Genomic DNA, 20013 nt, shown 5'->3' with positions numbered 1-20013 from the left:
AACCATGAAGGAAGGTTTCCGCCAATGCATGGCCTGGCTGCACACCTGGACCGGACTGGTGGCCGGCTGGGTGCTGTTCTTCGTTTTCGTCACCGGCACGGCGGGCTACTTCAATTACGAAATCGACCGCTGGATGCGGCCCGAACTGCCGCTGGCCACCGCCAGCGACCTTTCATCTTTGGACACCAGGCAGGCCATCGAAAAGGCGCAAGCCTATCTGCAGGCCAATTACCCGAAGGCCGAGTTCTGGAACATAGGTTTGCCCGTCGAGCGGACCCAGCCGCAGTTCAGCGTATTCGCGCGCGAGGCGCGCAAACCGGACGGCAGCGCCGGCCGCGTGCATAACGCGCACTATGATCCGGCCAGCGGCGACTTCACGGCCGATAGCCCCGCCCGGGCCACGGGCGGCGGCCAGTTGCTGTATCGCATGCACTATCTGCTGCACTACGTACCCGACGAGGCCGGCATCTGGGCGGTTGGCGTCTGCACCATGTTGATGCTGATCGCCATTGTTTCGGGCGTGATCACCCACAAGAAGATCTTCGTCGATTTCTTTACCTTTCGCCGGGCCAAAGGCCAGCGGTCCTGGCTCGATGCGCACAATCTCGTGAGCGTCACGGCTTTGCCCTTTTTTATCATGATCACCTATAGCGGGCTGGTGTTCTTCATGACCGATTACATGCCGGCGGGTGTGCAGGCAAGCTATCAGGCCGGAGAGGCCGGCCGGCGGCAGTTGCTTGCCGAACTGGTTCCCGCCAGCTATATCGAGCCCAGCGGCCAGGCCGCGCCATTGACCGCGCTGAGCGATATCGTGCGGCAGGCCGAGAGGCATTGGAACGGCGCCCCGGTTTCAGGAATGCTGGTGCGCAACCCCGGCGACGCCTCCGCTCTGGTCACGGTGCGCGCGCAACGCGAGGGGCGTGACGCGATCGGCATTCCCCGCCTGGTCTTCGATGGCGCGACAGGCGAAATTTCCGAGCACAATCACTGGGGCGGGGCGCTGGAGACACGCGACGTCCTGCTGTCGCTGCATGAGGGGCGTTTCGCGGGCCTGTCGTTACGATGGCTCTATTTTCTCGCCAGCCTGCTTGGCTGCGCCATGATCGCAACGGGGCTGGTGCTTTGGACGGCCAAGCGCAAGGCCAAGCAAGAGAAACGGCTCAAGGCGGGGCAAAGCATGGAATTCGGCTATCGGCTGGTGCGGTGCCTGAACGTCGGTGCGATTGCCGGCTTGCCGGTCGCCATGGCGGCGTATTTCTGGGCCAACCGCCTGATCCCCGCCGAATTTGCCGATCGCCGCGCCTGGGAAGCCCACGCTATGTTCATCGTGTGGGGCGTCACGCTGGTCTATCCGGCCTTCCGAAGCCATTTGCAGGCCTGGGTGGACGAGCTTCGCCTGGCGGCGCTGGCCTTTGCGCTGCTGCCGCTCGTCAATGCGCTGACCACCCAGCGCCATCTGGGTGTGACCCTGCCGGCCGGAGACTGGGTGCTCGCCGGCTTCGATCTCGTCATGCTGGGGCTGGGAGCGGTCTTCGCCTATGCGGCCCATGAAGTCAGCCGCAAGCGCAAGGCGCCACGCCAGGCTCCGAAGAACGCTCGGCATGGCGCCGGCGTGCAGGCCGGAGAAGCCTCGTGAACATCGACGGACCCCGGCGGCAAGCGTCCGCATTGCATCGGAAATCAGGATATCGCTGGTCCGTATTCAGCCGTGTGATGGCGGCCCTGTTCGGCGGCTATGCGATCAGCGCTCTGGCTACGGCGGCATTGTCCCTGCTGCTGCCGCGCATCTTGGGCGCCGGCCGCGCCGACGCCGTACTCGCCGCCACGCTCGCCAGTTTCGTCTGGTACACGGTGGTCGTGATCTGGGTCTTCACGGCCCGAAGCGCCTGGCGGGCCTGGGCCGGCGTCGTGTCTATGGGACTGGTGCTGGGCCTGTCGTTACTGCTGTCGAGGTGGCCATGACGACTATGCCGCTGCTTCTCGCCGTCCTGTGTCTTTCGTATGCGGGGATGGCGGCGCTTTGCCTGGCGCTCGAGCGCCATTACCACCAATTGACGGGCCGGCACGAAATTCCCCGGGCCGTTCGCATGGCGTTGCGGATACTGGGCGCGGCGCTGCTGCTGGGGGGGCTTGCTCTGTGCCTGCGGGGATGGGGGCCGACGGTGGGCTGGGTGGCATGGTTCGCCTGGCTCACGACAGGGGCGTTGGCGGTGGCTCTGCTGGCTTCTTATGCGCCGCGGTTCATGTCGGGCGTCGGAGCGCTGTCGTTGGCCGCCGGCGTGTTCGCCTTGACGCTGCTTGCCTGAAGCGGCTGGACCGGCTGTGCCGCATCCCGTGCGAGTGCAAGATAGTGGCTGGCTCGCCAGATGTGCGCGCCGGTTCGTTCGAACCATCGATAGACGTCCGTCGTGCGCAAGATCAGCGCCGCCGCGCCGCCGGCCGGGGGCTGTGCAAGCAGGTCTCGCCTTGCTTGGCGCAACAACTCGGCCAGGGCCGCCGAACCCGTTTCCAGTTCTCTAGTCCAATCGTCGCTCGCCTGGCGGTCCAGGCCTTCTTGCGCCGCCATAGCCATGTTCCGCGCTTGCGTCAACGCTTCTTGGTATAGCGGGTTGTGGAAGTCGGTGCCGGTATCCGATACATCGCGAATCCGGCTGAGCAGCCGCAACAGATGGTCGACCGCGTGCAACTGCGCGCTGCGCCTTTCGTTCAGGCGGACGTCGTCCGCGGGAAGCTGTATCCGCGCCACGAACTCATAGGCTTCGTCCAGCACCTGGGACATCTGCCGCAATGCTTCCTGGGCCGAGGCGGGGGCGTCCATGTCCAGCGTCTGGCGATACAGGCGGATGAGCCGCGCGGCGATGTCCCGCAGCGCACGCTGCGAGGCTTCCAGCGCCACCGTCGGCACGCCCAGCAGGCTGGTGTCCAGGTGATGCTCCACCTGCGTGGCGCGCCCGGGCAGCAGGCGCTGCACCAGGGCGGCAAAGCGATCGGTGAAGGGCAGGAAGAAAAGAGCGCCCACGGCGATGAAGAAACTATGGAAGGCCGCAAGGGCCGTGGCTCCGGGCATGACGCCGATATAGGCGCCCGCGGCGTGCAGGGCCGGCAGGAACAGCGGCAGCAGCGCCAGGGCGAGCAGTCCCGAGGCCACGTTGAACAGGATATAAGCCACCGCGGTGCGCTTGGCATAGACGGTGCCGCCGATGGACACCAGGACGCCGGTCAGGGTCGTGCCGATTGCGGCGCCTATGACCACGGCGGCGGCCTGGTCGAAATTGACGGCGCCGGCGTCCAGCGCCGTCAGCGTCATGGCGATGGCGGCGGTCGAAGACTGCAGCACGGCAGTCAGCGCCAGGCCGATCAGCATGATGAGCAGATAGGCGCCGTAGCCGCCGGCGGGGAGATGGGCCAGGCTGAACGAGGCCGCCAGCCCCTGCATGCCGTCCTGCAGCGTGGTCAGTCCCAGGAACAGCATGCCGAAGCCCGCCAGCGCGCGGCCCAGTTCGCTGCCGCGTCCCTTGCCCAGCAGTTTCAAAAGCGCGCCCAAGCCTATCAACGGCAGGGTATAGAAGCCGAGGTTGATCTTCAGGCCCAGTCCCGCCACGATCCAGCCCGTGGCCGTATTGCCGAAGCTGGCTCCGATGACGACGCCGATGGCCTGCGAAAAGGTGATCAGCCCCGCGCTGACAAAGCCGATGAGCGTGACCGTCGTGGCGGTGGACGACTGGGCCAGCGCAGTGATGAGGGCGCCCGAGGCAAACGCCTTGATGGGCCTTCCGGTCAGGGTCAGCAAGACTTTCTGCAAGGAGCCGCCGGCAAACGCCACCAGCCCTTCCGACAGGAGCATCATGCCTATCAGGAAAAGACCGAGCCCCCCGGCGAAGGGGAATACGATGTCGAGCATGGACCAGGGGGATTGGATGATGGAAATCGAAGTATAGGACCGATCGCCGCCATGCATAGGCGCCCGATCGAGATTACCATTGTCGGGGGCATGGCAAAGGAATGGACGAACTCATGAATGCATTGCATAAGCGGCGGGCTTGGCTGCTTGCTGCCGCGGCGGCGCTGGCCGCCCTTGCCGCCGTTGTCTTCTTGGCGCCTGCCTCGAGCGTCGAAGGCGGCGCCAGGCTTGTTCACGAAGAGCCCTCCGAATTCGACCCTGTGGTCGTCTACGAGCGCTACGGAGAGCGCTGCATGAGCTTCGGCGCCATGGACACCACCGGGCGCCAGACCTGCTATCAGTTGTCCGAGCCCGACAAGATGGTGTTCGAATACACCCGCATGATGGCCAGTGCCCTGTTGGCGCAGCCCAGGCCCGGCAACATCCTGATCATAGGCCTGGGGGGCGGAACCCTGCCATCCGCGCTGGCCCGCATCCTGCCCGAGGCCGTGATCGATACCGTGGAAATCGACCCGGCCGTCGTAAAGGTCGCCCAGGCCTACTTCGGCTATCGGCCCGGCCCTCGGCAGCGCGTCTTTGTCGAAGACGGACGAGAATTCGTCGAGCGGGCGCGCCGCGAAGGCGCCGCGTACGACATGGTCATGCTCGACGCCTTCGACATAGACTACATTCCCGCCCACCTGCTGACGGTCGAGTTCCTGGAGCAGGTCAAGGGCATTTTGTCGAGCCGGGGCGTGCTCGTGGCCAATTCTTTTGCCCGAAGCCGCATGTACGACCGCGAGTCGGCCACTTATGCCGCCGTATTCGGCTCGTTCTTCAACCTGCGCGGCCGCCTGGACGGCAACCGCGTCATCATCGCCGTGCCCTCCGGCCTGCCGTCGGATGAAATGCTGGCGCAAAACGCGGACGCCCTGGCCGAGCCGCTCGCACGCTTCGGCGTCGACGTGCCGGCCGCGCTTGCCCGCTATTCCAGGGCGCGCGACTGGCCCGAAGACGCCGAGCCGCTGAGGGATTGAAGACGCGAAGGCCGCCGCGGGCATAGGCTGCGGAAGGGCAGCCCCGCGACGAGTCCATTGACCGAGCGCAGAATGATCAGTCGCGCGAAGAACCCAGCCAGCCCTTGCTGGAAATATCGAAGACGATACCGTCGGGGTCTTTGAATTTCTGCTCGAAATTGTGCTTTTCCGGATCGCCCAGGCTGAAGAAGAATTTTCCGCCATGCTGCTCGATGGCTCGGGCGGCGGCGTCGGAATCATCGACGATGAAGCCGAAATGATGCGAGCCCACATAGCCGTCCATCGCGCTGCCCGGCGACCCCTTCAGCAGCGCCAGGTTGACCACCCCGTCGCTCAGATAGACGCCCGAGCCCATCTCCAGCGTTTCCTCGCCGACGCGTTCCAGTCCGAACACCTTCTGGTAGAACTCGGCGGCGGCCTCGAGGTCGCTGACACAGATGGCGAAGTGCCTGAGTTTTGCGGTCATGGTGAATTCCTTACCTAGGGTTGATGCTTTGGATTCGAGTGGCTTTTATTTTAAAAGCAACTGGCGGACGAATTCCCGCCTTTGATTGCGCTGCTGTTCGCTTCCTTGCTCGCCCATGATCGATTCGTTGATGACGTAGCTGTACAGCAGAAACGCGCGCATATTGGCTTCGTGCAGCGAAAACCCCAAGGCCACGAAACACTGGGCGCAATAGGCGAGGCGCTTGGCATCGACTTCGGTGACGAATTGCCTTGCCATGTCGTTGCGGCGCGCCCAGGCTCGAATGGCCAACTCGATGGACGCCGATCGGATGGCGGCGTGGCCCCTGAACGGCAGGCTGAGCAATTCGCCCAGCAGCGTTTCCGCGTTCGCGTCGCTATGTTCGAACCGGTCGATGAGCTGCTCCGTCATGGTATTGCGCCACGTCGTCAGCAACTGGCGCAGCAGGGCGTCGCGGTCCTTGAAGTGCCAATAGAAGCTGCCCCGGGTGACGTTGAGTCCCTTGGCCAGCACGTCGACTCGGACGGAATCGATGCTTTTGTCCACCAAGACCTCCAGCGCGGCGTCGACCCAATCGTTCGGGGTGAGCTGCGCGCGGCCGTTTCCCGGTTCACTGATGGAAGAGGGGGAAGCTGATGTCTTGCTCATTGGAGTGCGTCTTTCGAGATGCGGAACATACAGTAATGTACCTCAAAGCGCATGCATCCATGACAGGGTATGTAAGGGATATCCCTGAAAGAGCATATGTTGCCAAAGCCCGTTCAGTCCATATATCATCCATACACATACACATGTGTATGGAAGAAAGGAGGCGGTATGGCGGGCGAAACAGGGCGGGGCGAGACGATTCTGGCGGCGGGGCATGAAACCAATGTCCTGGTACAGGGCCAAGGCAACGAGGCTCTATTTCTTCTGCACGGATCGGGCCCCGGCGTATCGGCATGGACCAACTGGAACGGCGTCATGCCCGAGCTGGCGAGGGATTTCCGGGTGGTGGCTCCGGATATCGCCGGCTTCGGGTACACAGAGTTCAAGGAAGACAACAAGTACGACATCAAGCTGTGGGTGAACCATCTGAGCGCAATCATGGATGAGCTGGAAATCTCCAAGGCCTCCTTCGTGGGTAATTCGTTCGGAGGCGCCCTGGCGATAGGCCTTTCCCTGCATGCGCCGGAGCGGGTCGAGAATCTCGTGCTGCTGGGTACGCCGGCCGGCGAATTCCCCCAGACAGCGGGCCTGAGATCCGTATGGGAATACGAGCCCTCTATGGAGAACATGGAAGCCGTGATGCGCTTGTTTCCGTACGACGCCTCGGTCATTACCGAAGACATGGTGCGCGTGCGATACGAGGCCAGCGCCCGGCCGGGCGCGCAAACCGCGTTGCGCAAGCTGATCCCCCAGCCGACGGAAGGAGTCACCATGGTCAAAGGCTTTCCCGAAAGCGCCCTGTCACGAATTGCCGCGCCGGCCCTGGTGCTACACGGTCGCGAGGACGCCGTGGTGCCGCCGGACTGCGGCCTGTTGGCGGCCAAGGCCATTCCACGCGCCGAGCTGCATCTATTCGGCCAATGCGGGCACTGGGTTCAGGTCGAGCACCGGACCCGATTCCTGCAACTGGTGCGCGACTTCTGTCGCGCGACATAAGGAGGCGTCGTGAGCAGGAATGTACTAGAGCGGCTGCTGCATCGGCTTTGCGTCGACCGCAGAGAAAAACAGCGCTTTCAAGAGGACCTCGAAGGGCTATTGGAACGGCATCGCCTCACCGAGGAAGAAAAAACCATGCTGCGCAGTATGGATGTGGGCGCAATGCAAAGACACGGAGTAAACCCGATGCTGACGATAGGTTTCTGGTTCGAGAATGCGCCGGACCCGACTCCGCGCGCCTACATGAAAGCGCTGGCGGACGCGCAGGCGCCCGGCCCCGCAAGGAGTAGGTAGCCATGGGGAAAATCGTTGGAGGGTTCCTGGTTCCGCATGACCCCATGATGTTTCTTGCGCCTGAAGCGCCGCCGGAAGAGGTGCGCGGCCGCATGTGGGCGGCCTTCGAGCAATGCGCCGACCGGCTGGCCAAGCTGGATGCGACGGCTGTGGTGATCGTGGGCGGAGACCATTATTTCAATTTCGGCACCGACTGCCTGCCGCAATATTTGATCGGCACCGGCGACGTTGATGGTCCGCTGGACGTCATGCCGGGCCTCAAGCGCCGGGCCATTCCGGACAGCCAAGACCTGGCCTCCTTCATGGCCCGGCATGGGCACGATAACGGATTCGACTGGTCGGTTGCTCGGGCCTTTACCGTGGACCATGCCGTTGCGATTCCGGACAGGCTGATCGTGGACCCTGTGCGCACCCGCGGAAAGACAATTGGGACCATACCCGTGTACGTCGCCTCCGGAGTAGATCCTTACATCAGCATGTCGCGATGCGCCGCATTGGGCGGCGCCATCCGCGCCGCAGTCGAGGCCGCCGACGATCATGAGCGTGTCGTCCTTATAGGCAGCGGCGGCCTCAGCCACTGGATAGGCCTGCCGCAGATGGGACAGGTGAACGAGGCCTTCGACCGCGAGATTCTGTCTTATGCCTGCAGCGGCGATCTTGGCGCCATGACGCGCCTTTCCGACGAATACATCCTGAGCCATGGGGGCAACGGCGGCATGGAGATACGCCATTGGGCGGTGGCCATGGGCGCCATGCCGGGCGCGCACGGGTACCTGATCGACTACGCCCCGGTGCCCGAATGGGTGACCGGCCTGGGCTTTGTTCAATTGATTCAATGAGGATGGTCCATGACGCAATCTGTACTTGAAGTCGGCAAATCGGAATTGGCTCCCGAAGGAATCAGCCGTGTCGACTCCCCCGAAGGCTTCATCGCCGTGTATGAGCTGGATGGCGCCTACTACGCGACCCAGGACGGGTGCACACACGCCCGGGCCTCGTTGTCCGAGGGGGAGATCCTGGAAGGGGAACTGATCGAATGTCCGGTTCATGGCGGCACTTTCCATATTCCCTCGGGCCGGGCGGTGGGGTTTCCGTGCAAGACGCCGCTGCGCACCTACGAGGTAGTCGATACCGGTAGGACCTTGCTGATCCACTTGGAGCGCCAGGCCGCCGCCACCGCGTCCGACGGGGAAACGAATACTAATGGAGCGTGAAACGATGAATGGACGCAAGGGAATCGACCCGCAGACCTCTTGCCGGGAAGATGTGGCGCTGGAGTCTTTGATGGATCTGGACAAGGGCAGGATGTCGCGGCTCGTATTCCAGCACCCGGGCCTGTACGAGCGGGAGCTGGAGCGCATTTTTGCGCGCTGCTGGCTGTTCGTTGCCCACGAATCGCAGATTCCCAAGGCCGGCGACTATGTCACCACCTATATGGGGCAGGACAACGTGATCATCGTTCGCCAGAAGGACGGCGGCATAAAAGGTTTCCTGAACAGTTGTCCGCACCGTGGCAACAAGGTATGTTTTGCCGACGCCGGAAACGCGCGGCAGTTCATCTGCAACTATCATGGCTGGTCGTTTGCCATCGACGGCCGGTTGAAAGGCATGCATGCCTCTGAAGCGTTCGATTCCACCGGCTTCGACTTCGAAGGCCACGGCCTGCATCCGGTCGCCCGCATAGACTCATATCGCGGCCTGGTTTTCGCGACGCTCGATGATCGAGCCCCAGACCTTGCCGATTATCTCGGCGACATGCGCTACTACCTGGACGCGGTATTCGATATGGACGACGAGGGTACCGAGTTCGTGGGGGGATGCGTCAAGTCGGTGATCCGATGCAATTGGAAGCTGGCGGCCGAGAATTTCGTGGGCGACGCGCTGCACGCCGGCTGGACGCACGACTCGGGCGCGCGCGCCATGGTGGGCGAAGGCGTGGACGACCTGCACAAAAGCCCGGAGCGGTCTTACCAGGTGAACTTCAATGGCCACGGCTGGGAATTCAATCAGGACATCATCGGAAACTGCGCCAGCCTGGGCGACAAAGAACTGGTCAAGTACCTGTATGCGATGCAGCCCCGTGTCGCGGAGCGGCTGGACGATTTCCGTTCGCGCATGATCGGCTCCATATCCTCCTGCACCATCTTTCCCAACACCTCGTTTCTGGCCGGGCAGAACACTTTCCGAACCTGGCATCCACGCGGGCCGCAGGAGATCGAGCTGCACGTCTGGACTTTCGTCAACAAAAGCGCGCCGCCCGAAATCAAGGAGCGTTGGCGCAAAGGCAGCATGCTCACCTTCAGCCCGTCTGGAGTCTTCGAAATGGACGACGGCGAAAACTGGGAGTATGCGACGCGAACCAATGACGGATATGTGACCCGCCGACAGGATCTCTACATCGGCCTGGGCAGGCATACCCGTGTGCATGACACCTCACTGCCGGGAAACGTCTATCAGGGGCAGGTCAACGAGGCCAACCAGCGAGCCTTCTATCAGCGATGGCTGGACCTCATGGGCGCTGCGGTCTGGTCCGACGTCCCCCGCCGCGACGTTCCGACCGAGGCCGCCGTATGAATGACAACTGCGCAATCGCCGACGCGGCGGTCGACATGCTCCTGCATCATCGCATTACGCAATTTCTGTATCGCGAGGCCCGTCTTCTCGACGCAGAGCGCTGGGGCGAGTGGCTGGCGCTCATGGCGGAGGACATCCACTATTGGATGCCCATGCCCGAGAACCGCAGAAGGGCCGACCGCATGAAGGCCTATGAAGCCGGCAGGGGTGCTTTGTTCGACGATGGTTTGCTCGATCTTCACCGCAGGGTGGCGCGCTTCAAACAGCCATCGGCATGGGCGGAAGATCCGCCCACCCGCCATGCTCATATCGTGTCGGGCGTAGAGGCTTTTCATGCGGAAGCCGCGGGCGAATACGTTGTCCACAGCACGTTCGTCAACTACCGCAGCAGGGGCGAGCGCGACAACGATTTCCTGGTCGGGCGGCGCGAAGACCTGCTGCGCGCGCATGCAAATGAGTTCCGGCTTGCGCGGCGCACGATCTTCATCACGCAATCCGTATTTCTGGCCAAGAATCTCAATACCTTTCTATAAGGAATCGGCATGGGCTGGCTTGACGGCTATGTGGCATTGGTGACGGGCGGAGGCTCGGGAATAGGACGGGCCGTCGTGGATCGTTTCTTTCAGGAAGGCTGCGCCGGAATCGGCGTTCTTCTGAGGGACGAGGAGCAGGGACGCCTTCTGCGCTCGCGGTATAGCGATCGGGTGCATATCGTCCAGGGCGATGTACGGTCCGGCGAGGCCAACCGGCGTGTTGTCGACGGGACGCTGCAGCGCTTCGGCAGGCTCGATACCGCGGTCGGCAATGCGGGCGTGTGGGATTACGCGGGCCGCCTGGAAAACATGACGCTGGAACAGTTGGACAGCGGCTTTACGGAAGTCTTCGACATCAACGTCAAGGCTTATCTGCTGCTGGCCAGGGCCGCGGCTGAAGCCTTGCGCGCAACGGAGGGCAGCATGATATTTACCTTGTCGAATTCTTCTTTCTATGCGGGGGGAGGCGGGCCGCTGTATGTCGCCTCCAAGCATGCTTGTGTCGGTGTGGTCAGGCAACTGGCATACGAATTCGCGCCCCATGTCCGGGTCAACGGCGTGGCGCCCGGGGGAACCGTCACTTCATTGCGCGGACCGAAAAGCCTCGGCAAGCATGAAAGGCGGCTGGCCGACATTCCCCATATAGAAGAAAAGATCGCCGGCGCAATGCCGCTGAAGTTCATCGCTTCGCCCGAAGACCATGCCGGCCACTACGTTTTGCTGGCTTCGAAGCGAAACAGCCGGGCCACCACGGCCGCCGTCATCCAGAGCGATTGCGGCTGGGAAATACGGCCGGCGGGAGCATAGCGCATGAACGCCCAGATAAAAGAACTGCAGCCCGCCGAGCGCTTCCTTGCCATGATCCGCGGCAACCGCCTGCCATTGATGGTGGCCCCCATGTTCCTGGTATCGGGCCCCGATCTGGCCATCGCCGCCGAGAAGTCCGGAGTCATAGGCTCTTTCCCCGCGCCCAACGCCCGGGACGTGCCCGCCTTGAGGCAATGGATGGTCCGTATCCGCGACGAAATCGCGGCGGGTTCATGGGCGCTGAACATGATCGTGCATCGCAGCTACGAGCGCTTCGACCAAGAGCTTGCGCTGGTAGAGGAGTTTCGTCCGCCGATCGTCGCCACGGCGCTCGGAAGCCCCCGGCGGGTAATGGATGCGGTGCATGGCTACGGGGGCATCGTGATGGCCGACGTCACCACCCCGACACTGGCCCGCAAGGCGGTGGACGCCGGCGTCGACGTCCTCGTTCTGGTGACTCACGGCGCGGGCGGCCATACCGGCACCTGCCATCCTTTCGCACTGCTTCACGAGGTCCGGCAGTTCTGGCCGGGGCCGCTGGGCCTGGCCGGAGCCATCAGTTGCGGCCGGGACATTCGCGCCGCCCAAGTACTGGGAGCCGACTTCGCCGTGATGGGCACGCGCTTCATCGCCACGGTCGAAAGCCTCGCCGGGGAAGGGTACCGGGACATGCTCGTGGCAAGCGGAATCGAAGATCTGGTGGCGAGCGCGGAAATATCGGGAGTCATGGCCAACTGGCTCAAGGGATCGATCCAGAAGAACGGCGAGGCGGCGCCGGCGGCGTCAAAAAAAACCGAGATCGATTTCTCCGGAAACATCAGTGTGGCGCCCAAGGCATGGAAGGACGTATGGTCGGCCGGGCACGGCGTAGGCGGTATAACGCGGGTCCAGTCGGTAATGGAGGTGGTGGACCAGCTGCAAGAGCAGTACCTGGCATGCCTGGCGGATGAGGCTTCCTTTCTGAAAGCCATGACGTCGCAAGGCGCCGGGTAAGTCGAAAAACATAAACCAGACAACGGAGACAAAACACATGAACCATCCAATAAAGCTCGGCCTGGCCGTGGTGTCGTTGTGGCTCAGCGCGGCAGCGCACGCCCAGAAGCCCGTTACCATCGGTATAACCATAAGCTCGACAGGGCCCGCGGCCTCGCTGGGCATCGCGCAGCGCAATACGGTGGAGCTCCTTCCCAAGACGCTCGGCGGCCGCCCGGTTCACTATATCGTGCTGGACGACGCTACCGATCCCACCTTGGCCACGAAAAATGCCCGGCGTTTCGCAGAGGCCGATAAAGTCGACGCCATCATAGGCTCCAGCACTACACCCAACTGTCTGGCGGTGGCCGAGGTGGCCAATGAGGCGAAGGTGCCCCAACTGGGGCTCGCCCCATATACCGCCGAACGCCAGGATTGGTCCTTCTCCATACCCCAGACGTACGCGCTGATGTACCGGGCGGTGTTCGAGAAAATCAAATCCGACGGCATCAAGACGGTTGCCTTCTTCGGATTCAGCGACGCCCTGGGCGACGCCAGCTGGCGCGAGGTCGAACAGTTGGCCAAGGAGTTCGACATTCCGGTGGTCGCGCACGAGCGCTTTGGACGCACGGACCAATCGGTGACCGCACAGGCTCTCAAGATCATGCAATCGAAGGCCGAGGCGGTCGTACTGGCCGGCAGCGGATCGGCGGCCGCTTTGCCCATGCGCACCCTGCGTGAAAGAGGCTATAAGGGGCCGTTCTTTCAGAACCACGGTGTAGCGAACAATGATTTTCTGCGCATGGCCGGGAAAACGGGCGAAGGGATGATCGCGCCGACCGGTCTCGTGCTGGTGGCGGAGCAATTGCCCGAAAAGCATCCTTCGAAGGCCGTGGGTCTAGACTATCTCGGCAAGTATGAAGGCAAGTATGGCGAGGGCTCGCGCAATCCTTTCGGCGCATACGCCTATGACGCCTACCTGCTGCTCGACCACGCCGTTTCAGCGGTCGATCCCGATACCGAGGCGGGCACGCTCGAGTTTCGCCAGGCCCTCCTTGCGGAGCTGAACAAGACGGACAAGCTTGCGCTGAGCCACGGCCTGAGCACGCTTACGCCGCAAAACCATGCTGGATTGGGCGAGGATGCCGTGGTGCTCATCACCATCAAGGACGGCGCGTGGCGCTTGGTTGAATGAGGAACCCGCGATGAGTTATTTTGACAACCCCCGCATGCTGGCGCCCGCACTGATAGAGCGAACAGACCTGGACGATGGCGCATTCATTCTGGCCAATCCACAGCCCCTGGGAGAAATTGCACGCTGCGTGGGCGAATGGCTCGATGACTGGGCTCGGCGCACTCCCAATGCTTTGTTCCTGGCGGAGCGCGATGCCGCGGGCGAATGGCGGAAACTCAGTTATGGCGAAGTTCGCAGCCAGATCGGAAAAATAGCCCAAAGCCTGCTGGACATGGGGTTGGGGCCCGAAGAGCCCGTGGTTGCCCTGTCCGACCCAGGTATCGATCAGGCCCTTTTGATGCTGGCCACTTTGCACATAGGCCGCCCCTTCAGCACGGTGTCGAGCGCCTATTCGCGGCTTTCGCGCGACTTCGGCAAGGTCAGACACGCCTTGCGGGAATTGCGCCCAGGGCTCGTCTATGCGGCCGACGCCGCCGTATATAAGCCGGCTATCGAAGCATGCTCGCCTTCCTGTCCTGTGCTTGTTTCGCAAAGCGCCGAAACACTGGCGGGCAGCCTGAGGTTCGACGACCTTCTGCGTGGTATCGAATCGCTACAGGTCGCCCATGCCTTCCAGTCCATTGAACCCGGCACCCACGCCAAGTACATGCTTACCTCGGGTTCGACGGGGCATCCGAAAATCGTGATCAATACCCATCGCATGCTATGCGCAAACCAGAAGCAAATTCAATTGGCATGGCCTTTCCTGAAAGAAGAAAAGCCCATCATCGTGTCGTGGCTTCCTTGGAGCCACACTTTCGGCACGAATTACAACTTCAATATGGTGCTGGCCAATGGCGGGTCCTTCTACTTTGACGAAGGCAGGCCCATGCCGGGCCTGATCGAAAAGACTGTTCAAAACCTGCGTGAAGTCCAGCCCAATCTTCTCCTTAATGTCCCGCGCGGCTTCGACAGCCTCGTCTCCCTGATGGAGGCGGACGAAGCCATTGCCCGCGACTGCCTGGGCCGGGTGCGGGTCGTATTCTATGCCGGCGCCGCCTTGACGCAGAATTGCTGGGACCGCATCAATGTGCAGATCGACAAGGTGATCGGAGAGCGCGTATTGTTTTCTTCATCGCTGGGGTCTACCGAAACGTCTCCGGTCGGTACGTATCTGCATTGGCGCTCGGACGATCCGCGCTGTGTCGGGCTGCCGGTGGCCGGCATGCAAATGAAGTTCATTCCCAACGGCGACAAACTCGAGGTGCGTATGAAGGGGCCGCAGATATTTCCCGGCTACCTGCGCGACGAAGCCCGCACGGCTGAAGCATTTGACGAAGACGGCTACTACAAGATCGGCGATGCCGCCTGCCTCATCGATCCGGCACGCCCGGAGAAGGGCATTGCCTTCAATGGGCGTGTGGCGGAAGACTTCAAGCTGGCGACAGGCACATGGGTTTCTGTAGGTTCCCTGCGTATCAAGGCCGTCAGCCTCCTGGCTCCGTATGCCCAAGATGTGGTGGTGACGGGGCACGATCGCAATGAAGTCGGCCTGCTCATTTTCCCGACGCCGAAGGCCAGGCAGGCCGACAGCCGGGCCTTGCGGGCCCATGTATGCGAGGCGCTGGAGAAAATCAAAGAGCAAAATGGCGCCGGCCTATCGCTGACGCCCAAGCGCGCCATCTTCCTTTCCGAGCCTCCCTGCATCGAAAGCGGGGAAATCACCGATAAAGGCTATATCAATCAACGTCTTGTGCTGACGCGAAGAGCCGAAATCGTCGATCGGCTCTATGCAGCCATACCCGCGGATCCCGACATCATCGTTTTGGCCTGAATCTCATTCGCGGCGCCGTAGCAGGCCACGCCAATTTCCCAGTTGCCGTTTCCCAGGTTGCCGTTCGCGGCGACTTGGGCGCTTCCATTTGATCCGGGAATTCCCTAGCTTTTTATTTATTGGCCGACTAGTTAATAATGGACCCTTACCGTTGCGGCACCGGGCGGGCCTATTTCATGACTCAGAGGAGAAACACCATGAAGACGACAATCCTAGCGGGCGTCCTTGCCGCTTGCTGCGCAGCTTCATCGGCGCATTCGGCGCAAACCGTCAAGATCGGCCTCATTCAGCCGTTGACCGGCTCGGTCGCCTATAACGGAGTATCGGCGGTCAACGGCGCAAAAATCGCCATTGCCGAGCGCAATGCCAAGGCCGGCGAAAACGGCACGAAATATGAACTGGTGGTTGAAGACGGCCAGTGCCAGCCTTCCAAAACGGTCAGCGCGGCCGAGAAGCTCATCCAGAAGGATGGGGTGCCGGTCATCGTCGGGGCCTTCTGCAGCTCGGCGACGATCGCGGCCATGAGCGTGATCGAAAAGTACAAAGTGCCCATGGTGTCGGGCATTTCATCAAAAAGCGATCTGACCGAACGCGGCAACGAGTGGTTCTTTCGCAGCGCCGAGACGGACGGCCTGCTGGCCAGGGCCTTTGCCAAGATACTGGTCGATCAGCTCAAGCTCAAGAAAATCGCCTACATCGGCGTGAACGACGACTGGGGCAGGGGCGGCATCGAAGAGTTCTCCAGCCAGATCGAAGCCGCGGGCGGCGAAACCGCCATGAAGCTGTATTTCGATCATGGCGCGACGGACTTCTACACGCTGTTGACGCGCGTGCGCGCCGCAAAGCCCGACGGCGTGTTCGTTGCGGCCGAGACGCAAGACGGCTCCATTCTGGTCAAGCAGATGAAGGAAGTCGGGCTGCAGAGCCAGATATTCGGGGTGGGAAGCTGGGCCACGGCCGACTTCGTAAAGCTTGCCGGCGAGGCGGCGGAAGGCATCCATGCGGCGGTGCCCTATGCCTACACCATCGATCGTCCCGAGAACAAGGTGTTTGTCGAGGAGTACCAGAAGGCCTACAAAGAAATGCCCGGCAAGTATTCGGCGGCGGGCTACAACGCGCTGAACATCGTCATGGACGCGGTCGAGCGGGCCGGCGAAGCCACGCCCCAGAAGATACGCGACGCCCTGCCCAAGACCGACTATCAAGGGCCGAACGGAACATTCAAGTTCACTGAGAAAGGACAGGGATACGGCTTCGACGCGGTGCTGGTGCGGCTGCACGAGGGCCAGCCGCAAATCGTCGACAGTGCGACCGTCACTCCCGACTGACAACAGAAACGGCTATTCCGTTGCCCTATGGAGATGAAAGGTGTTTGATCTGTTCTTGCAGTTCGTATTGAACGGTTTGGTGAATGGAACGTTCTATGCGTTATCGGCATTGGGCCTGACGCTGATATTCGGCTTGATGCGCCTGGTGAACTTCGCCCATGGCGAGTTCTACATGATGGGCGGCTTGCTGGGCTGGGCGGCCACCAGCCTGATCGGCCTGGACTTCTTCACCGGGCTCATCGTGGTCGTGGCGATCATGTCGACGTTCGGCTGGCTGCTCGACCGCTTCATCATCGTACGGGTGCGCGACAAGGGGCCAGAGCCGGGCATCCTGCTGACCATAGGACTGGCGATCTTCCTCACCAACACGGCCTTGCTGCTGGTCGGCACCGCGCCCCACAAGGTCGAGGCGCCGGTCTCCAGCGCGCCGCTGATCCTGGGGCCGCTCATCATCACCAAAGTGCGCATATTCGCCGTCGGCATGTCCATCTTAGCCATTGTCTGCGCACGGCTGCTCATCCAGAAGACCAAGCTGGGGCGGGCCATGCGCGCGACGTTCCAGGATGCGACCGCCGCCAGCCTGGTGGGCATCAACACCGCTTCGATCTATGCCTCCACCTTTGCGCTGGGCTCGGCCCTGGCGGCCACGTCGGGCATGCTGTTGGGCTCCATCTATGTGGCGCAGGCCTCCATCGGCGGGCTGATCAGCCTGAAAGCCTTTGTCGTGGTCATTCTCGGGGGCATGGGCAATTTTGCCGGTGCCATCCTGGGCGGCCTGATCCTGGGCGTGGCGGAAGCGCTGTGGGGAGGGTATGTGCAGACGGGTACGGTCGACATCGTCGGTTTCGCGCTGGTCATATTGATCCTGTTTTTTCGTCCTTATGGCTTGTTCTCGATACGAGCGGAGCGTGCTTGAATGAAATTCGAACGTAACGTCATGGCGGGCTTTCTGGTCGTCGCCTTCTTGCTTGGCGCCTTCCTGCAAAGCGAATACCTGCTGCATATTCTCATTCTGGTCCTGCTCTACACCATTCTGGCCGCCAGCCTCAATCTGATCGTGGGCTATGTGGGGGAGTTTCCCCTGGGGCATGTGGCGTTCTTCGGTCTGGGCGCTTATTCGGTCGCAATACTGAGCGGGCCGGACATCGGCTGGCCCATGCTGGTGACGATCCCGCTGGCGGCGGTCATCGCCGCGGCGGCGGGCTGGCTCATCGGGCGCATCACCTTGCGGCTCAATGGCCCGTTCTTCGTGATCGTCACCCTGGCGTTCGCCGAGGTGCTGCGCCTGCTGGCGGGCAACTGGATCGATCTGACCAACGGCCCCATGGGCATATCCGGCATCGGCCATCCGGCGATTCTGGACTGGTGGCCCTGGCTGCATGGCAAGCGCGGCTTCGTGATGATGGGCGTCGTGCTCACCGCCTTCGCCCTGTTCGTGACCTGGCGCGTGGTGTACTCGAGCGCGGGACGCGCCGCGGTCACGCTGCGGGAGAACAACTATGTGGCCCAGTCGATAGGCATCAAGCCCCTGCGCTACTCCATGTTCGTGTTCGTGGTGGCCGCGTTCCTGGCCGGCATCTCGGGCGCCTATTACGCCACATACATTTCATTCGTCGGCCCCGAAGTTTTCGCCTTTCCGTTCACCGCCACCATGATCATCATTGTCCTGCTGGGCGGCAAGGGCACGCTGACCGGCCCGATTCTGGGCGCCATCATCGTCACTCTGCTCGAGGAGTATCTGCGCGAGTTCAAGGAAGTGCGTCTTTCTCTGTTCGGCTTGATCGTGATGGCGGTGGTGCTGTTTGCGCCCGACGGGGTCATGGGCTACGTGCGCCGGCGCTTCCCGCGGTTCTACAAAAGGACATCCCATGCTTGAGGTAAAGGATCTGAGCAAATCGTTCGGCGGCATCCATGCCGTGCAGAACATTGATTTCACCGTGCCGACCGGCCGGATCGTCAGCCTGATCGGTCCGAACGGGGCGGGCAAGACGACGTGCTTCAACCTGATCACCGGCTTCTATCAGCCCAGCCGCGGCCATGTGCTGTGGGACGGGGCGGATGTGACGGCGTCCAAGCCGTACGACATGGCGCAGCGCGGGGTCATCCGCACGTTCCAGAAAACCAATGTGCTGCGGGGCATGAGCGCGTTCGAGAACGTCGTTCACGCCCACTACCTGCGCGATCGCACGCCTTTGTGGCGCACCTTCTGGCGCGAGCCGGGCAGTCGCCGGGTCCAGGCCGAGATCGACGAATCGGCCAGCACCCTTCTCGATCTGGTGGGGCTTGGAAAGCGCAAGGACGTCGGGGCCGGCTCGCTGTCCTGCGGAGAGCTCCGATTATTGGAGGTGGCCGTCGCCCTGGGCGCCAAGCCGCGCCTGTTGATGCTCGACGAGCCGGCGGCCGGCCTGAATACGCGCGAAGCCGAAGAGCTCGGCGGGCTGCTGCGCAGGCTGCCGGGCGAGTGGGTGGAGTCCTTGCTGCTGGTCGAGCACAACATGCATCTGGTCATGCAGGTGTCCGACCATGTCGTGGTCATGAACTTCGGCAAGAAGCTGGCGTCGGGCACACCCGCCCAGATTCAGGCCAACGAAGAGGTGCTCGAGGCTTATATGGGAAAAGCGGCATGAATAAAGAGCTTGAATCCGGAACCCTGCTCGAGTTGCGCGATGTCGTGGCGGGCTACGGCAACCTGGTGGCGCTGCATGGCGTCAGTCTCTCGGTGGGCCACAAAGAGGTCGTGGCCCTGCTCGGCGCCAACGGCGCGGGTAAATCCACCACCCTGCGCACCATTTCGGGCCTGATAAAAGCCAGCTCCGGAGACATCCGCTGGAAGGGCGAGAGCATCGTCGGCAAGCCGCCCGAGGCGATTCTGCGCCTGGGCATTTCGCATTGCCCCGAAGAGCGCCATGTCTGGCCCGAGATGACGGTCGAAGAAAACGTCGAGCTGGGCGGCTATCTGCTCAATTCCAAATCAGAGCTCAAGCGCCGCAAGGACATCGCTTTTCACCGCTTCCCGCGTTTGCGCGAACGCGCGCGGCAACTGGCCGGCACGCTCAGCGGGGGCGAGCAGCAGATGCTGGCCATCGCGCGTGCGCTGATGTCCGAGCCTCAGCTCTTGATTCTGGACGAACCCAGCCTCGGGCTCAGTCCCAGAATGGCCGCCGAAGTATTCGACGTGATTCGAGAGATCAACGCTCACGGTGTGTCGATACTGGTGGTGGAGCAGAACGTCCACCAGGCCCTGAGCGTGGCCTCGCGAGCCTATGTGCTGGAAACCGGACGAGTCATCGCCGAGAAAGAGTGCTCGGCCCTGAAAGACGACCCCGAGCTGCTCAGCGCCTATCTCGGCGGCTGACCAAGGCGCCGTCGACACGGCGCTGCGGCGCTATGCCGAAAATGCCGGTAAGAACCCCCATTCCGCTCTTGGCGCGCCAAGCAGCGGTTTCAACCATCGCCGCGGATATGACGAG

Annotated in this window: 22 protein-coding genes; 19 read left to right on the top strand and 3 right to left on the bottom strand. The window is 62.3% G+C overall.

The window, feature by feature from the left end; translation table 11 throughout:
- Nucleotides 1-4 precede the first annotated feature (4 nt).
- The 3 genes from CSC67_RS01400 to CSC67_RS01390 are packed head-to-tail and all read left to right on the top strand — an operon-like array spanning nucleotide 5 to nucleotide 2306.
- The gene (locus tag CSC67_RS01400) at nucleotides 5-1636 is read left to right on the top strand and encodes a PepSY-associated TM helix domain-containing protein (RefSeq protein WP_118992729.1); all 1632 of its coding nucleotides are present in this window, start codon (nucleotides 5-7) and stop codon (nucleotides 1634-1636) included.
- Nucleotides 1633-1962 (top strand): DUF3649 domain-containing protein, encoded by a 330-nt coding sequence (locus CSC67_RS01395; protein ID WP_413817097.1) that lies wholly within the window; start codon nucleotides 1633-1635, stop codon nucleotides 1960-1962. Before CSC67_RS01400 ends, CSC67_RS01395 begins: the two co-directional genes overlap by 4 nt.
- Entirely contained in the window at nucleotides 1959-2306 is a 348-nt protein-coding gene (locus tag CSC67_RS01390) for a DUF3325 domain-containing protein (protein ID WP_135227415.1), read from the top strand. Before CSC67_RS01395 ends, CSC67_RS01390 begins: the two co-directional genes overlap by 4 nt.
- On the opposite strand, the gene CSC67_RS01385 is transcribed toward CSC67_RS01390, so the two are convergent.
- Nucleotides 2228-3958, bottom strand: coding sequence for a Na/Pi cotransporter family protein (locus CSC67_RS01385; RefSeq protein ID WP_118992726.1), 1731 nt, complete (start codon nucleotides 3956-3958; stop codon nucleotides 2228-2230). The two genes, CSC67_RS01390 and CSC67_RS01385, sit on opposite strands and share 79 nt — an antisense overlap.
- Nucleotides 3959-4014: 56 nt before the next feature.
- Here CSC67_RS01385 and CSC67_RS01380 point away from each other — a divergent pair, with 56 nt between their 5' ends.
- Nucleotides 4015-4917: a spermidine synthase gene (locus tag CSC67_RS01380; RefSeq protein WP_118993156.1), complete on the top strand. Its 903-nt coding sequence runs from the start codon at nucleotides 4015-4017 to the stop codon at nucleotides 4915-4917.
- A gap of 76 nt (nucleotides 4918-4993) precedes the next feature.
- Here CSC67_RS01380 and CSC67_RS01375 read toward each other — a convergent pair whose 3' ends face one another.
- A complete protein-coding gene (locus CSC67_RS01375) occupies nucleotides 4994-5383 on the bottom strand; it encodes a VOC family protein (protein WP_118992725.1) in 390 nt (129 codons plus the stop codon).
- 45 nt (nucleotides 5384-5428) lie between these two features.
- Nucleotides 5429-6031, bottom strand: coding sequence for a TetR/AcrR family transcriptional regulator (locus tag CSC67_RS01370; protein WP_118992724.1), 603 nt, complete (start codon nucleotides 6029-6031; stop codon nucleotides 5429-5431).
- Between the two features lie 168 nt (nucleotides 6032-6199).
- On the opposite strand from CSC67_RS01370, the gene CSC67_RS01365 reads away from it, so the two are divergent.
- The 15 genes from CSC67_RS01365 (at nucleotide 6200) to CSC67_RS01295 (ending at nucleotide 19898) form a co-directional block, all read left to right on the top strand.
- On the top strand, nucleotides 6200-7027 hold the full coding sequence (locus tag CSC67_RS01365) for an alpha/beta fold hydrolase (protein WP_118992723.1): 828 nt from the start codon (nucleotides 6200-6202) through the stop codon (nucleotides 7025-7027).
- A 9-nt stretch (nucleotides 7028-7036) separates the two neighbouring features.
- On the top strand, nucleotides 7037-7321 hold the full coding sequence (locus tag CSC67_RS01360) for an extradiol ring-cleavage dioxygenase (protein ID WP_118992722.1): 285 nt from the start codon (nucleotides 7037-7039) through the stop codon (nucleotides 7319-7321).
- 2 nt (nucleotides 7322-7323) lie between these two features.
- A complete protein-coding gene (locus CSC67_RS01355; protein WP_118992721.1) occupies nucleotides 7324-8160 on the top strand; it encodes a DODA-type extradiol aromatic ring-opening family dioxygenase in 837 nt (278 codons plus the stop codon).
- Between the two features lie 9 nt (nucleotides 8161-8169).
- Nucleotides 8170-8535, top strand: a complete 366-nt coding sequence (locus tag CSC67_RS01350) for a non-heme iron oxygenase ferredoxin subunit (RefSeq protein WP_118992720.1) — start codon at nucleotides 8170-8172, stop codon at nucleotides 8533-8535.
- A 4-nt stretch (nucleotides 8536-8539) separates the two neighbouring features.
- Nucleotides 8540-9895, top strand: coding sequence for an aromatic ring-hydroxylating dioxygenase subunit alpha (locus CSC67_RS01345; protein WP_118992719.1), 1356 nt, complete (start codon nucleotides 8540-8542; stop codon nucleotides 9893-9895).
- Nucleotides 9892-10428, top strand: a complete 537-nt coding sequence (locus tag CSC67_RS01340; RefSeq protein ID WP_118992718.1) for a 3-phenylpropionate/cinnamic acid dioxygenase subunit beta — start codon at nucleotides 9892-9894, stop codon at nucleotides 10426-10428. The genes CSC67_RS01345 and CSC67_RS01340 overlap by 4 nt, the downstream gene beginning before the upstream one ends.
- 9 nt (nucleotides 10429-10437) lie before the next feature.
- Nucleotides 10438-11235 (top strand): 3-(cis-5,6-dihydroxycyclohexa-1,3-dien-1-yl)propanoate dehydrogenase, encoded by a 798-nt coding sequence (gene hcaB / locus CSC67_RS01335; protein ID WP_118992717.1) that lies wholly within the window; start codon nucleotides 10438-10440, stop codon nucleotides 11233-11235.
- A gap of 3 nt (nucleotides 11236-11238) precedes the next feature.
- A complete protein-coding gene (locus CSC67_RS01330) occupies nucleotides 11239-12228 on the top strand; it encodes an NAD(P)H-dependent flavin oxidoreductase (RefSeq protein ID WP_245220083.1) in 990 nt (329 codons plus the stop codon).
- Nucleotides 12229-12265: 37 nt separating this feature from the next.
- Complete coding sequence (locus CSC67_RS01325) at nucleotides 12266-13402, top strand: ABC transporter substrate-binding protein (protein ID WP_118992716.1); 1137 nt, start codon at nucleotides 12266-12268, stop codon at nucleotides 13400-13402.
- A 10-nt stretch (nucleotides 13403-13412) separates the two neighbouring features.
- On the top strand, nucleotides 13413-15215 hold the full coding sequence (locus CSC67_RS01320; RefSeq protein ID WP_118992715.1) for a feruloyl-CoA synthase: 1803 nt from the start codon (nucleotides 13413-13415) through the stop codon (nucleotides 15213-15215).
- 197 nt (nucleotides 15216-15412) lie between these two features.
- Nucleotides 15413-16543, top strand: a complete 1131-nt coding sequence (locus tag CSC67_RS01315; RefSeq protein ID WP_118992714.1) for an ABC transporter substrate-binding protein — start codon at nucleotides 15413-15415, stop codon at nucleotides 16541-16543.
- A 40-nt stretch (nucleotides 16544-16583) separates the two neighbouring features.
- Nucleotides 16584-17459: a branched-chain amino acid ABC transporter permease gene (locus CSC67_RS01310; RefSeq protein ID WP_118992713.1), complete on the top strand. Its 876-nt coding sequence runs from the start codon at nucleotides 16584-16586 to the stop codon at nucleotides 17457-17459.
- Nucleotides 17460-18419: a branched-chain amino acid ABC transporter permease gene (locus tag CSC67_RS01305; protein ID WP_118992712.1), complete on the top strand. Its 960-nt coding sequence runs from the start codon at nucleotides 17460-17462 to the stop codon at nucleotides 18417-18419.
- Nucleotides 18412-19170, top strand: a complete 759-nt coding sequence (locus CSC67_RS01300) for an ABC transporter ATP-binding protein (protein ID WP_118992711.1) — start codon at nucleotides 18412-18414, stop codon at nucleotides 19168-19170. The genes CSC67_RS01305 and CSC67_RS01300 overlap by 8 nt, the downstream gene beginning before the upstream one ends.
- Nucleotides 19167-19898 (top strand): ABC transporter ATP-binding protein, encoded by a 732-nt coding sequence (locus CSC67_RS01295; RefSeq protein WP_118992710.1) that lies wholly within the window; start codon nucleotides 19167-19169, stop codon nucleotides 19896-19898. The genes CSC67_RS01300 and CSC67_RS01295 overlap by 4 nt, the downstream gene beginning before the upstream one ends.
- Nucleotides 19899-20013 lie beyond the last annotated feature (115 nt).

The organism is Pusillimonas caeni, from assembly GCF_003545815.1.
GTDB lineage: Bacteria > Pseudomonadota > Gammaproteobacteria > Burkholderiales > Burkholderiaceae_B > Pusillimonas > Pusillimonas caeni.
The sequence above is the reverse complement of the archived record's forward strand: the minus strand, read 5'-3'. Positions and strand labels throughout refer to the sequence as shown.